Here is a 12,468-nt window from a genome sequence, read left to right as displayed (position 1 = left end):
GTTTTATTGCATGTTCCCCAAGCGCACTTGGCAAAATTTGATCTTCATCTTTCTCTATACACTGCTTATTGGCTGTGTTTATCAAGTACTCACGTTTCGTCAGGAGCTGAGCAATAGCGCTGACCAAATTCTCAGCAAAGTTGAGTTTCAACTATCAAAGATCGAAAGAGAGTTGAGATCCGTTAATCAACCGACGGATTGCAGCATTGAAGCGCAAAATGTGCTGGCTCATCATGTGTTTCGAAGCTTAGGCTTGCGTGGACTCGCGGTTGGGACAATGCAGAGCGGCAAAGAGGAATCGTTTATTGCTTGTAGTAATTTTGGTCAGCACAAAGCTGCTGTTACGTCGGAGTTTTGGGACGCAAGATACAGCCGAGATGTGGCATTTGCCAAAATTAAGCAGATTGAGTATCGACGCGATCCCTCCTATGCCTTAGCGATTATCAAAGACAATACCATTGTCCTCGGTGCTATTAACCCGCGCATTATTCTTGGCTGGTGGATTGAACCATTTTTCCCGGAGACCAAGGCTGTCCTGTCTTTTAGTGATGGTGAAGCGTTGTTATCTCGTGGTATCGATATTGCCGATGGTGATGGTATTGAAATGACGACCGATTCCGAGCGCTACCCAATACAGATTCGTGTGACGCAACCTATTACTGTGCTTTGGGGTAAGCTTTTGACCTTTATCGAGCGGCTAACGCTCGGCGGAGTATTGGTATTTGGTAGCCTGTTGCTGTTTGACGTTTATCGTCGAAGCACACGCAGAGAAAACCCTGAGCAAGACTTTGAGGTGAGTCATGATTAAGTGGCTGGTGGTGATGTCGCTATCGGCATTGGTGAGCCTAGTTGGTGCCTATTTTAGAATTACACATGAATTGGAGACGAGCGCGATCGGCGCAACAGCAAGGGTGGATAGGGAGATAAAGAATATTCTCAATGTTATCGACATGCTGCCAAGCGATCCCAGTTGTGGTAATGAAGTGAAGCGTGAGTACGCCAATATTGCACATGAAAACGAGCGTATTCGCGCGGTGGGTTATATCTATGACACGGGCGAACAATGGCATGTTTGTAGCATGCTCGGGCGCCAACTTTCTAAGCTTAATTACTGGCAAGGCAGCAAAAAAGAGGGGGTATTCATTGGTCACTCATTGTTGACGGTACACTTCCCAGAAACTTCGTTTGTGGTATCTAAAGATAAAGGGAAGCAGAAAGCCTTCGCTTACGTCAATCCAAGAAGAGTGCTTGGTTACTGGATTGAGCCAAGCCTTCATTATGCAAATTACAGCCTGACTTTGGATTCGGACTGCGTGCCTTTTTACACCCGTTCACCTGTGAGAATGCAAAGCATGTTGCTACAAACGGCGCATTCTAAGCACCATCCTTATTCCATTCAAGCGACGGCTTCGTTTGTCGATGTGTTGAAACGTAGTGGGATTTATTGGTTGCGCATCATGAGTATTGTGGGTTTGGGTTGGATCAGTTATAGGCTGCTTAAAGGCTCTCTTCTTCAAGTGGTCGAAAAATAGCGAGTGCCATCTCGTATAAATACTTAGACTAAATGAGAACATTCGGTGATGGTTATTTTACGTAATATTTACTCAATGTATATGTGGTTTTTATTTCATTTTAAATTTGAATGACGCCTCGCAATATATATAAACAATGTTTAGAAATTTGAGGTGGGATAAGGTTCGTAAAAATTTGATGCTGTATAACAGTGAGGAAATTCAGCGCAAATTTATTCAATGCAGTTAAAACAGTCATTCATTAATATTTTCTATATTTTTCTCTACACACTGCTAATTGGCTGTGTGTATCAGTTCTTTACGTTTCGCGAACAGGCACATCAAGAGGCACAGCAAGTGCTAAGTGGTGTCGAGCGTCAGCTTACCCAGATTCAGTCAGAGCTGCATGTATTGTCTAACTATCTGTTTCCGTTAGCAGAGTGCGATAAATCGATGCAGACAGAGCTTGGTCATACGGTTTTTCGCAGCATTTCAATGCGCGGGCTTTTTGTTGGTATCAAGCAACCAGATCATTATCAATTTTGTAGCAACCTGGGAGCAGCGAATCAGCCGCTGGACAATTCGTTTTGGAATGAAGCACGAAAAGGGGATATTGGCTTTGCTAAGTTGCGCTCGCCAACGCATGACGGTAATACTTCTTTTGCACTAGCACTTTATCGAGGTGAAAACGTCGCGATTGCAACGATTAACCCTACGGCGATATTGGGATGGTGGGTACAAGAAGCGCCTCAGGAAACTCATCGGATCCTTCACTTCTCGAACGATGAAACACCACTTTTGGAAAAACATAGCACCGCATTTGGGGATTACAAAGCCACTAAAGAGTCGCTGCTGTTTCCTATTTCGATTTCAGTCTATAAAGATACCGCACTCTATAGACAAGGGATTGTTACTTTTATCGTAAGGCTGTTAGTGGTGTTTGGCGTTGTCGTGGGTGTCATTGCACTGATTGGCTTTCGCAAAAAGCAGGTGCAGCCTGAGAAGGTGCAAGAGCTAAAATGAGAGTGGTCATCTATTCATTGTTACTAACCGTACTGCTCAGTGTATTGAGTTATATCGTTGCAACTGCCAGCATTAAACAAGATATCGCCAATGAGCTAGACGCCAGCCTGACAAGCATCGACAACAGAATTGAATCTACGCTGAGCTTGGTTATGTCACTACCCAAGCATGACAGGTGCGAATCAAAACATCGCCGCTTCTACAATCGAAAGGCGTACATCGAAGAGGAAGTCCGAGCGTTAGGCTATGTAAGAAATCACGCAACAGGCTGGTATGCGTGCAGCTTGTTTGGAGAAGTGGCATCAAACAAAAGTTATTGGGCAGGTAATACCAGCGAACAAGGCGTGTTTATTGGTTGGTCTCTGCTGACAACATACTTCCCAGAGCCATCGTTTGTAGTGGCTCAGCAGGTGGGAGATACCGAATACTTTGCGTATGTGAATCCGCGCAGAATGTTAGGGCATTGGTTAGAGAGCCCTCTTCGCGACTATTTTTATGAGGTGTATCTGTTAGGAGAGTCACTGCCGCGTTATTCAAGCGAGCACATCAATATCGATAACAGCTTTTGGTCTTCTTTTGTTCTTAGCCATCGTGTTGTATCGCCACAATACCCTTATGAGTTAAAGGTATCGGTATCACGCAGTGCAGTATTGCTGAGAACAGCGACCTATACGTTAAGAATGCTATTGGCCTTTGGTGTCATTTGGTGGCTTCTCATCGTTGTAAGACGAGCATTGAAGCCCGTTGTCCAACACCATTCTAGCTATGCTAACGACGATTGATAACCGATTCACGAGTGACGAGTCGGCCAGTAATTAAAGGCTTGTTCGACATCGGTTTGTCTTCCAGAATTGCGTCTAACTTCTCCATAGCCATATCGACGATCTGCTGTGAAGGGTAGCTGATGCAGGTGAGGGGAGGATTGAGCTGGCTTGCCAATTGTGAATCTTCCAGTGACACGATCGAAACTTCTTGAGGTGTCGCCAAATTGAAATCTCTGAACAGGTTCATTGCGACAGCGGCTTGGCTGTCACGCATCACTACCAATGCCGTAAACGGGTGGTAGCTGTTTAATAGCGACATAATCGCTTGCTCATTGTTGCCATTCGCCGTGACGATAAGCTGTCGGTTGACTGGCATTGCTGAGTTCTGTAGCGATGTTTTATAGCCTTCTAGCACTTGTGTCGATGCATAACTTTCATCGTCCACGACAATGGCTATGCTTGCGTGTCCTTTACTCGACAAGAAGCGACAGGCACTCTCTGCAGCAAACTTAAAATCGTATCCTATAGCGTGTTCAGCACTCGCCAAACTATCGATGGCAATCACGTTGTCGTTAGCCAAGGATTGAATGGTGCCACCGAGTGAGATAATGGCGTCACAGTGTCTTTGGTTAAGTTCTTCCACCATGCGAACTTGCTCATCTGCTGTTTCTGCAAATTGAACCAGCATATGCTTGCCTTTTGCTTTCAGTGATTTAGCAAGTAGAGGAAGGTAAGTAGATACTTGTCCAGCGTCGCTAGAGGATAGGATCACGCCAATATAATCGGAGCGTTGATTTGCCAGTGTTTGTGCAGCGGCATTTGGGCGGTAGTTGAGTTCTTCGGCGGCGCGTAATACAGCCTCACGACTCTCTGGCTTAACGCCACGGCTTCCACTCATCACGCGAGAAACGGTCGCTTTCGATACGTTTGCTAGCAGAGAGACGTCGGTGATAGTAGCCATGACAACAACCTTAATAGATTCATAGAGTTTCTAGAACTGGGAAACCGTTTCCCAAGATTTCCGTTATTGTACTCTTTCAGAGGTAGTGATCCAAGTCTGATGAGAGGGTATAAGGTGAGGAAAAAAAGCAGCCCAATGTATGGAGCACGAAAGAGCTGCTACGACCTAAGATGTTGAAAACGCACCTATACGACGCTTTCTTGCCTGACTCGCTCTTTGAATGGTCGAAAAACTGAAAAAAGTAAAGTGTGATCGAATTACTTAGCAGTGCGCTTGTGTAGTTCAATCATTTCAGCAACTAACTCTTTTGCGAGCATGGAAGTCATTAGGTGATCTTGTGCGTGAACCATCACTAGTGTCATCTTCATTTTTCCCGTGCCTTCGTCAGCTTCGATAAGCTGGGTCTGAACTAGGTGAGCTTGATTTGCAAACTCTTGCGCTTCTTTCATCAAGCCTTCTGCTTCTTCAAACTCGCCGTTTTTAGCATGGCGAAGTGCTTCATAACACAGGCTGCGAGACTGACCCGCATTGATGATGATACCCATAACTTGTTCTTCTAGATCCATAGTTTCCATTTTGCTTACCTCTTAAATTCTTTAATTCTTAAATGGTGTCTACTGAAAGGGTGTCGCCCCACGCTCAACCCCAATTAAGACTAGGGGGCGACTTTTTTATTATTTGTGCCAACTGAGTTTGTTGTTACTAATAACTGTTTGATTAAGCTGTTACTGGTTGACCTGCTGCTTCTTCTTGCTTCTTCTCGTCCGCTGCTTCTTGCTCAAGAAGTTGCTTCTCATAAGCTTTTAGGAACGGTAGGTACATCATTGCTGACATAGCCATACAGATGAAGCACATGATGACAGGACTGAATGCCCAGTTAGCTGCCCACGATGCACCGATAGGGCCTGGTGTTGTCCAAGGCGTTAGAGAAACCACGCGCTCTACTAGACCCCAGTCAAGAGCAAACCAACCTAGAGTGGCGTTCACCATTGGTACTAAGATGAATGGTAGGAAGAACACTGGGTTCATGATGATTGGCGCACCGAACAGGATTGGTTCGTTGATGTTAAATAGACCTGGTACGGTACCCATCTTACCGATAGTGCGTAGGTGAACCGCTTTACTACGAAGTAGTAGGAACGCAAGTGGAAGTGTTGAACCTACACCACCAATAAGTAGATAGTGATCCCAGAAACCTTGAACGAAGATGTGTGGAATTGCTTCACCTGCTGCCATTGCTGCTTGGTTAACGGAAAGGTTCGCCATCCAGAATGGGTTCATGATGCCTGTAACGATAAGTGCGCCGTGGATACCAGCAAACCAAAGGATCTGACAAACGAGTACCGCTAGTAGAACTGCTGGTAGGGTGTCAGAGGCAGAAACAAGCGGCTGAACAAGAGCCATGATTGCTTCTGGAATGATCATGCCCGTTTGCGCTTCGATGAACAGGTTGAGAGGGTGAAGCGTGATGATAATTGCCAATACAGGGATCAGGATTTCAAATGAGCGCGCAACACCTGTTGGTACTTCAGGTGGAAGCTTGATAGTGATGTTGTTGCGCTTCAGGAATGCGTAAACTTCAGTCGAGTACAACGCCGTCATGATCGCTGTGAAGATACCTTGACCTGAGAAGTACTGCATTGACAGCATGCCGTCTTGAACTGGCGCTGCAACAAGCAAGAAGCTCATTAGTGATAACAAACCTGTCGTAACAGGATCAAGATCGTGATGGCGAGCCAAGCTTGACGCTATCCCCACCGATATGAATATGGTCATGATTCCCATACTCAAGTTGAATGGCAGTATAAGCTGCTCACGATATGTCTCAGAAAAATCTAGCCACGCGCGTGCAAATCCCCAAGTTGTTTCCGCAGAAAACGGAGGGAAGATAAACACCAGCATGAAAGAACCAACAATCATAAAAGGTAGTGCAGCAATGAAGCCGTCACGTATAGAAGTGATGTATTTTTGTTGACCAATTTTACCAGCAATAGGGGTGACCTTTTGCTCGATAACATTGACCATTTTGTCGTACATAGCGCCCATGTCGTTACTCTCGTTAAGATAAAAGTTAAGAAACGCTCGGCGTCGAAAATTGACTAAGGGGGGACGCCGAGCAAAAACAGGTTAGCCGATAAGTTCTAGTGCAAAATCAAGCACTTTATCGCCTTTCTGCATGCCGTAATCCATCATGTTGATTGGCTCAACTTTGATGCCGTGAGCATCTGCTTTCTTTTGGAAATCCGCTTGCATGTATTTCACTTGAGGACCAAGAAGAACAACCTCGTAGTTACCTACTTGAACGTCGAACTCACTTGCGCCAAATGCTTTGATTTGAGCCTCGATACCGCGTTCTTGCGCAGACGCTTCCATTTTCTTAACCAGTAGAGAGGTAGACATACCAGCAGAGCAGCAAAGCATAATTTTTTTCATTTTTTCTTCTCCAGAATCTTGAATTCCTAATCAATATGCCCTTAAGGAAATAATTTGGAAACCGGTTTCCAAATTATTTCCGTTTAAGTGTGAAAACGATCACTGGAAACCAGAGTTATGGCGAAAAATTCGTGACACAGTTAACGAATGATCTTGACCTGGGAAACCCAGCGCTGCAAATGGCGCTGATGACCTTAAATTCAGCATTAGAAATGGCTGAGTAGTAGGTGAATCGTGATCTAAATTCGGAATTTAGCGAGTGATGGGGTAAAAAACGTGGTGGAGATGGCAGATTTGGATAATCGGTTTCCGAGAGTCAGTGTATTCGGGTATCCTGACGCGGATCCATATAGCCGGTAGAGTAAATGAACCAATCCATTATGAGACTGTGTGCCAATCAGGTAGAGCAGTTCATGAATCCTGTAGCAAAATTGCTGATGCGCAGTCAGCACCTTATGGCTATGCGTGATGGTTTCCAGTTGGCAATGCCTTTCATTTTTGTCGGCTGTATGTTTGTCCCGATTATCTTTCCTCCGTTTGCCGATTCCGAGTCTTGGATGTCGATGGCTTGGATGGACTTATCTCTGGCGTTAAGACCCATCTTGCTGCCAACTTATCAACTGACACTGGGCGTCGTAGGGCTTATCGTTTCTTTTGGCGTTTCGGCCAGTCTCGCGAAGAGCTATCAGTTGCCAGAGCGACTGTCGGGATTGACGGGCTGTATGGCGTTTCTCATGCTGGCCGGATTCTATATCGATGGGCAAGAAGATGCTCGCTACTTAGGTGGTGCCGGTCTGTTTACTGCGCTTATCGCGAGTCTGTATTCAATAGAAGTCGTTAGGTTCTTTATCCGTATGGGCTGGTACATCAAGATGCCAGAAGACGTGCCTATCTTAACGATTCAAAGTTTTAAGCTCATCGTGCCGATCTTTGCTGTGATGATCAGTATTTCGACATTCAATGTTTTTCTTGATGCTCAGTTCGGAGTGCATTTCCCTCAATTGATAGAAGAGCTGTTTCGTCCGTTGGTACTGGCCTCAGACAGTCTCGCTGCGGTTTTGATTTCGATACTGATTTGTCAGCTTCTTTGGTTTATGGGGATTCATGGTGCACTGATCATTACCGGAATTATGAATCCATTCTGGATGTCTAACCTACTCGAGAACCAAACTGCGTTGGAAGCTGGCGGTCAGGTACTCCCCCATATCTATCTACCTGCTTTTTGGGACTTTTTTGTTCTTATCGGCGGGGTAGGTTCAACATTGCCTTTGGTCTATCTTGCGATTAAAAGCCGTTCAAAACAGTTGAAGTCGGTGGGTAAGGTTGGCGCTATTCCCGCGATATTTAATATTAACGAGCCAATATTGTTCGGCTTCCCAATTATTATGAACCCGCTTTTTCTTGTGCCGTTTATTTTTGTCCCAATGCTCAACGCTACGATTGCTTGGTTCTTAACGTCGGCGGAGATTTTGGATCGCGTGGTATTAATGATTCCATGGTCGGTGCCAGCTCCAATAGGTGCTGCTTGGGCTGCCAATGGTAGCTACATGAATGCGTTAATGGTCGTGTTTGCTATGGTCAATGCTTACTTTATTTACCTGCCTTTCTTCAGAACCCATGAGAAAATCTTGGTAGAGCAAGAAGAAGAGCGCGCCAAACGAATGCAGCAAGTACAAGCGGCTCAGTAGCTGCCTGTACCCACTGTTATTGATGCGTTTTATTTAGAAGCGACTCGTTTACCGAAGGTATTGACGAGAGCCCCTATCACAATGAGTGAGCCACCAATATAGGTCCAAACAGTAGGGACTTCATTGAACAACGCCAAACCTAGCAAAATAGAGAATACAATCTGGACATAGGAGTATGCCGAAGCTTTACCCGCTGCTTGGGTTTGCATTGCTTTGGTTAAACCTAGTTGACCTATTTGTGTGAAGACGCCCACCAGCACCAACATCATAGTGAGATACCAATCTGGCATCACGAAATCGTCGCCAATTAATAGAATTGAGACTGGCAATGCGACCAATGGGAAATAGAAAATGATCACTGAGCTGTCTTCAGTTTGGCTTAGCTTTCTAACGATAACGTAAGCGATAGAGCTGCCAAATGCGCCAAGGAGCGCAATACCCACACTAAATAACGGTAGTGACTCCGCGGTATTGCTGCCTAATGTTGGCCCCACCATAAACGTTAAGCCGAAAATACTCAGCACGATACAAATGATGGTCGACTTCTGAATACTTTCTTTTAGAAACCAGAACGCAAGTAGGGCGGTGAAAATAGGGTGGATATACTGGAGTATTGTTGCTTCGGCTAGAGGTAGCGTCGTCACTGCGTAGTACACACAAATCAAAGCCAGTGAGCCGACGATACCGCGCAATAGCAGCAAAGGCCTATTGTGCCCCCACACAGAAATACCTTTCCTTTTGACATCTAGGTAGCTTAGCACCAGTGAAACCAATGCACGCGCTGCTACGATTTCAAATACGGGAATACCATAAGTGCTCACGTATTTCACACAGGCCGACATCAGCGCAAAGCCAAGCGCTGATAACACCATGTAGCGAACGCCGACAGGGACGATGGAGTCAAAAGTTGTGGTCATAGTCGTCTCTTTAATAGGTTGAAGTCGTGCTATTTGTGTTTGGTTAAGAATTTCCCAACTGATGCTTTTGGTTGCTTGGCGAGCTTTTGCATCAACTCAAAACTTGGTTGTGCAATTGCGTGATTCTCGGTAAGAGAGTTCACAAGAAGCAACCAGAGTGACACTGTCACTTCGGCGTCAGCTAATGCGCGGTGAAATACACCATCGTTAGCAATGTTATGGTAAGCCACCAGATCACCCAATTTGTGTGAATTTGCTTCTTGGTTTAATCGGCGAGAAACCAAAAGTGAACATGCAAACTCGCCACCATAACCTTTACCAATTAGATCCAGTTCTGTATCTAGAAAACGCTTATCGAAAGAAGCGTTGTGAGCCACTAGATTGGCATCGCCAATAAAATCGACGAACTCACTCATCACTTCGTCACAGCTTGGTGCGTGGCTAAGCATATTGTTGGTGATGCCAGTGTAGCCCTCGATGAAGCTGCTGACTCGAAAACCTGGATTCATCAATGATTGAAAGCGATCAACCACTTGGCCATTTTCCAGTTTCACGGCACCAATTTCGATAGCGCGATCGCCTTGGTTCGGTGATAAGCCCGTGGTCTCAAAGTCGAGTACGATAGCGGAAGTGGCGGGTGCGGTCATAGTGAAATCTCACGAAAAAGTAGGGAGGCAGAGTCTAGCTTGAACGCGACATGAAGGAAACCTTCCAAGCACTGTTTTTGGTTACAGACTGCTTGCATCAAAAAGAAAAGGTCCAGATAAACTGGACCTTTTAAGATGGTTAATCGAGGTTCTCACCGTTAGTTTCTATGACTCTTTGATACCAATAGAAGCTATCTTTCTTGTAGCGTTTTAGCTCTTTTTCGCTTTCTTCATCACGGTCAACGTAAACGAAGCCATAACGTTTCGCATAACCATTTAGCCAACTGAATAGATCTTGATAAGACCAAGTGCAGTAGCCGATCACTTCACAGCCATCTTCAATAGCATCGTTAATCGCTTCAACGTGCGCTTTTAGGAATGCGATGCGATAGTCATCGTGCACTCGACCATCTTCAGTCAATGTGTCGTACGCGCCTAAACCATTTTCACTGATAAGGATCGGTAGGTTGTAGCGAGACGTGATGCGGCGAAGTGCGACGCGCAGGCCTTCAGGATCGATAGCCCAGTTCCAATCCGTCATTTTTAGGTGCTCGTTATCAGCGCGAACATAGTAATCATCGGTAGGGATTCGAGCGACATCAGAGACGACAGATACCTGCGCGGCATTTCCGGTTTGTGCTGTTTGTTCGCGGTTTTCAGGTGCGACAAACGTGGCTGACTGATAATAGTTTAGACCCATGAAATCGCAGATACCGGCTTTAAGCAGTTCTTTATCGCCTTCTTGGAAATCGATGTGGATGCCTAGTCGCTCTAGCAGTTTTAGACCAATCTTAGGATAGGCGCCTTTTGCGTAGACATCCATCCAGAGCAGATCTTGTATCTCTTGTGCGTTTTCAGCGGCAATCACATCCTCAGGAGAGGCGGTTTTTGCGTATGTCGGGCTGTACGCAAAGCTCGCCCCAATTTGACCCTTGATACCCATCTCTTTGAATCGCTTCACAGCATTTGCATTAGCTAGGCTTGCGATATGGTTGGCATTGATAAAGCGTTGGTAATCAGAAACTTTTGGTGGATGGATCTTTTGAACGTACCCTAGGCTTGTGAAAATATTCTGCTCATTCATGCAAACCCAGTACGGCACTTTGTCACCATACTCGCTGAACAAGACTTCGCAATAACGGGTAAAGTCCGTCAGAATTTCACGACTTTCCCAGCCTTGATATTCGTCTTGCAGCGCTTGTGGAAGGTCCCAGTGGTAGATAGTTAAGATCGGTGTGATGCCGCATTCGATCAGTTTATTGATAACGTTATGGTAGAACTCTACGCCTTTCGGGTTTACCGTGCGGCCATCTGGCATGATTCGAGTCCAAGCGACAGAGAAGCGATAGGCCTTCAGACCCATCTCGCGCATCAGTTCGATGTCTTCTTCATATTTATGGTAGAAGTCGATCGCCACTTCACCTGTTGTATCTTTAAACGTATTGCCCGGAACACGTGAGTACACATCCCAAATCGAATCGCCTTTACCATCTAGATTTGCTGCGCCTTCGATTTGATAGGCTGCGGATGCGCTGCCCCATAAGAAGTTCTTTTGAAATGCCATAGCTACCCCGATTAACCCTTTCATGTATTTGTTTTCTGCGTTCGATATTATTAAAACCATATGGTTTTAAAAGTTAAATTGATTATAAATGAGAGGTTGATCGGTTTTGGTGGTGATGTCGTTGGTTTTTGGGACACTAAACCATATTGTTTAATGGTTTGCCTTGTGCGTTGAATCATTAGACAGTAATCTCACATCAAATGAGAGTCGGCGTAGTAAAGGGATCAGGCGAGAATGGTGAAATATCAGGGCATTTACAACGAAATGAAGGCCAGGATTTTAGCGGGCGAATATTCACCATCGGGTAAGCTTCCCGATGGAAAATCGTTGGCGAATGAATTTCAGTGTAGTGAGATAACGCTTAAGAAAGCCCTAGACTACTTGGTTAAAGAAGGTTTAGTCGTGCGTAAGCGTGGGGCGGGTTCGTTTGTTAAGCAGCCTTCAAGTCCAGTATCTGATTCACATCTACTGGGCACCAAAAAAAGAGCAGAAGAGAAAGGTAAGTCGGTCAAAACGCGCGTGGTTAAGTTTGTCAAAGTGAATGCCGATAAGGCTATCGCCGATAAACTGAAATGCCAGATAGGTGAGCCAGTCTACGACATTACTCGTGTACGTGTGCTTGATGGTGTGCCAACTATTATTGAGTACATCTACTTGTCCGCTAACATCATTCCTAGTTTAGCGATAGAGGATGTTAAAGCATCCATCTATGGTTATATCACTGGTAAGCTCGGCCTTACGATACATAGCGCTAATCTTAAAATCACCATCGCTAATGCGACCATAGCGGAGGCGGAGCACCTCAGTCTGCCTGTTGGAGACAATATAGTGAGTGTCGCTCAGAATGCTTACTTGGACAACGGCCAAATCTTTGAATACTCCGTCGCTAAGCACACTTGCGACACGTTCGAGTTCTCAACAACTTACGTCAAGAGTGAAACGCAGCTGTAACGTTTTGAA

Annotated in this window: 13 protein-coding genes; 6 read left to right on the top strand and 7 right to left on the bottom strand. The window is 45.3% G+C overall.

Annotated features, from left to right (window positions below; genetic code table 11):
• Nucleotides 1–10: 10 nt before the first annotated feature.
• The 4 genes from ACVA6Q_RS06640 (at nucleotide 11) to ACVA6Q_RS06625 (ending at nucleotide 3,316) form a co-directional block, all read left to right on the top strand.
• Nucleotides 11–808 (top strand): hypothetical protein, encoded by a 798-nt coding sequence (locus ACVA6Q_RS06640; RefSeq protein WP_446646962.1) that lies wholly within the window; start codon nucleotides 11–13, stop codon nucleotides 806–808.
• Nucleotides 801–1,532 (top strand): hypothetical protein, encoded by a 732-nt coding sequence (locus tag ACVA6Q_RS06635; RefSeq protein ID WP_446646961.1) that lies wholly within the window; start codon nucleotides 801–803, stop codon nucleotides 1,530–1,532. The genes ACVA6Q_RS06640 and ACVA6Q_RS06635 overlap by 8 nt, the downstream gene beginning before the upstream one ends.
• 219 nt (nucleotides 1,533–1,751) lie before the next feature.
• Entirely contained in the window at nucleotides 1,752–2,534 is a 783-nt protein-coding gene (locus ACVA6Q_RS06630; protein WP_446646960.1) for a hypothetical protein, read from the top strand.
• Nucleotides 2,531–3,316 carry a hypothetical protein gene (locus tag ACVA6Q_RS06625; RefSeq protein ID WP_446646959.1) on the top strand — a complete coding sequence of 262 codons (786 nt, stop codon included), beginning with the start codon at nucleotides 2,531–2,533 and terminating at the stop codon, nucleotides 3,314–3,316. The genes ACVA6Q_RS06630 and ACVA6Q_RS06625 overlap by 4 nt, the downstream gene beginning before the upstream one ends.
• On the opposite strand, the gene ACVA6Q_RS06620 is transcribed toward ACVA6Q_RS06625, so the two are convergent.
• The 4 genes from ACVA6Q_RS06620 to ACVA6Q_RS06605 form a co-directional block, all read right to left on the bottom strand.
• Nucleotides 3,303–4,259, bottom strand: a complete 957-nt coding sequence (locus ACVA6Q_RS06620) for a LacI family DNA-binding transcriptional regulator (protein WP_446646958.1) — start codon at nucleotides 4,257–4,259, stop codon at nucleotides 3,303–3,305. The two genes, ACVA6Q_RS06625 and ACVA6Q_RS06620, sit on opposite strands and share 14 nt — an antisense overlap.
• Nucleotides 4,260–4,516: 257 nt before the next feature.
• Nucleotides 4,517–4,825 carry a PTS N,N'-diacetylchitobiose transporter subunit IIA gene (chbA, locus tag ACVA6Q_RS06615; RefSeq protein WP_031496580.1) on the bottom strand — a complete coding sequence of 103 codons (309 nt, stop codon included), beginning with the start codon at nucleotides 4,823–4,825 and terminating at the stop codon, nucleotides 4,517–4,519.
• 151 nt (nucleotides 4,826–4,976) lie between these two features.
• Entirely contained in the window at nucleotides 4,977–6,305 is a 1,329-nt protein-coding gene (locus ACVA6Q_RS06610; protein WP_446646957.1) for a PTS sugar transporter subunit IIC, read from the bottom strand.
• An 81-nt stretch (nucleotides 6,306–6,386) separates the two neighbouring features.
• Nucleotides 6,387–6,692: a PTS sugar transporter subunit IIB gene (locus ACVA6Q_RS06605; RefSeq protein ID WP_353499010.1), complete on the bottom strand. Its 306-nt coding sequence runs from the start codon at nucleotides 6,690–6,692 to the stop codon at nucleotides 6,387–6,389.
• Between the two features lie 365 nt (nucleotides 6,693–7,057).
• Between ACVA6Q_RS06605 and ACVA6Q_RS06600 the strand changes: the two genes are divergently transcribed.
• Complete coding sequence (locus ACVA6Q_RS06600; RefSeq protein WP_446646956.1) at nucleotides 7,058–8,380, top strand: PTS sugar transporter subunit IIC; 1,323 nt, start codon at nucleotides 7,058–7,060, stop codon at nucleotides 8,378–8,380.
• Nucleotides 8,381–8,409: 29 nt separating this feature from the next.
• Here the strand turns inward: ACVA6Q_RS06600 and ACVA6Q_RS06595 are convergent, their stop codons facing one another.
• The 3 genes from ACVA6Q_RS06595 to ACVA6Q_RS06585 all read right to left on the bottom strand — a co-directional run bounded on the left by ACVA6Q_RS06595 (nucleotide 8,410) and on the right by ACVA6Q_RS06585 (nucleotide 11,508).
• Nucleotides 8,410–9,297: a DMT family transporter gene (locus ACVA6Q_RS06595; protein WP_353499012.1), complete on the bottom strand. Its 888-nt coding sequence runs from the start codon at nucleotides 9,295–9,297 to the stop codon at nucleotides 8,410–8,412.
• A gap of 29 nt (nucleotides 9,298–9,326) precedes the next feature.
• Nucleotides 9,327–9,944, bottom strand: coding sequence for a 3'-5' exonuclease (locus tag ACVA6Q_RS06590; RefSeq protein ID WP_446646955.1), 618 nt, complete (start codon nucleotides 9,942–9,944; stop codon nucleotides 9,327–9,329).
• A gap of 139 nt (nucleotides 9,945–10,083) precedes the next feature.
• On the bottom strand, nucleotides 10,084–11,508 hold the full coding sequence (locus tag ACVA6Q_RS06585; protein ID WP_446646954.1) for a glycoside hydrolase family 1 protein: 1,425 nt from the start codon (nucleotides 11,506–11,508) through the stop codon (nucleotides 10,084–10,086).
• A 234-nt stretch (nucleotides 11,509–11,742) separates the two neighbouring features.
• On the opposite strand from ACVA6Q_RS06585, the gene ACVA6Q_RS06580 reads away from it, so the two are divergent.
• Nucleotides 11,743–12,459 carry a GntR family transcriptional regulator gene (locus ACVA6Q_RS06580; RefSeq protein WP_446646953.1) on the top strand — a complete coding sequence of 239 codons (717 nt, stop codon included), beginning with the start codon at nucleotides 11,743–11,745 and terminating at the stop codon, nucleotides 12,457–12,459.
• Nucleotides 12,460–12,468 lie beyond the last annotated feature (9 nt).

Source organism: Vibrio sp. DNB22_10_4, from assembly GCF_052879755.1.
The sequence above is the reverse complement of the archived record's forward strand: the minus strand, read 5'-3'. Positions and strand labels throughout refer to the sequence as shown.

Bases quoted from the DNA above. Each gene is read 5' to 3' on its own strand.
- ACVA6Q_RS06620 (WP_446646958.1), bottom strand. From the start codon at position 4,259: ATGGCTACTATCACCGACGTCTCTCTGCTAGCAAACGTATCGAAAGCG.
- ACVA6Q_RS06635 (WP_446646961.1), top strand. From the start codon at position 801: ATGATTAAGTGGCTGGTGGTGATGTCGCTATCGGCATTGGTGAGCCTA.
- ACVA6Q_RS06610 (WP_446646957.1), bottom strand. From the start codon at position 6,305: ATGGGCGCTATGTACGACAAAATGGTCAATGTTATCGAGCAAAAGGTC.
- ACVA6Q_RS06585 (WP_446646954.1), bottom strand. From the start codon at position 11,508: ATGGCATTTCAAAAGAACTTCTTATGGGGCAGCGCATCCGCAGCCTAT.
- ACVA6Q_RS06595 (WP_353499012.1), bottom strand. From the start codon at position 9,297: ATGACCACAACTTTTGACTCCATCGTCCCTGTCGGCGTTCGCTACATG.
- chbA (WP_031496580.1), bottom strand. From the start codon at position 4,825: ATGGATCTAGAAGAACAAGTTATGGGTATCATCATCAATGCGGGTCAG.
- ACVA6Q_RS06600 (WP_446646956.1), top strand. From the start codon at position 7,058: ATGAACCAATCCATTATGAGACTGTGTGCCAATCAGGTAGAGCAGTTC.
- ACVA6Q_RS06590 (WP_446646955.1), bottom strand. From the start codon at position 9,944: ATGACCGCACCCGCCACTTCCGCTATCGTACTCGACTTTGAGACCACG.
- ACVA6Q_RS06625 (WP_446646959.1), top strand. From the start codon at position 2,531: ATGAGAGTGGTCATCTATTCATTGTTACTAACCGTACTGCTCAGTGTA.
- ACVA6Q_RS06640 (WP_446646962.1), top strand. From the start codon at position 11: ATGTTCCCCAAGCGCACTTGGCAAAATTTGATCTTCATCTTTCTCTAT.
- ACVA6Q_RS06580 (WP_446646953.1), top strand. From the start codon at position 11,743: ATGGTGAAATATCAGGGCATTTACAACGAAATGAAGGCCAGGATTTTA.
- ACVA6Q_RS06605 (WP_353499010.1), bottom strand. From the start codon at position 6,692: ATGAAAAAAATTATGCTTTGCTGCTCTGCTGGTATGTCTACCTCTCTA.
- ACVA6Q_RS06630 (WP_446646960.1), top strand. From the start codon at position 1,752: ATGCAGTTAAAACAGTCATTCATTAATATTTTCTATATTTTTCTCTAC.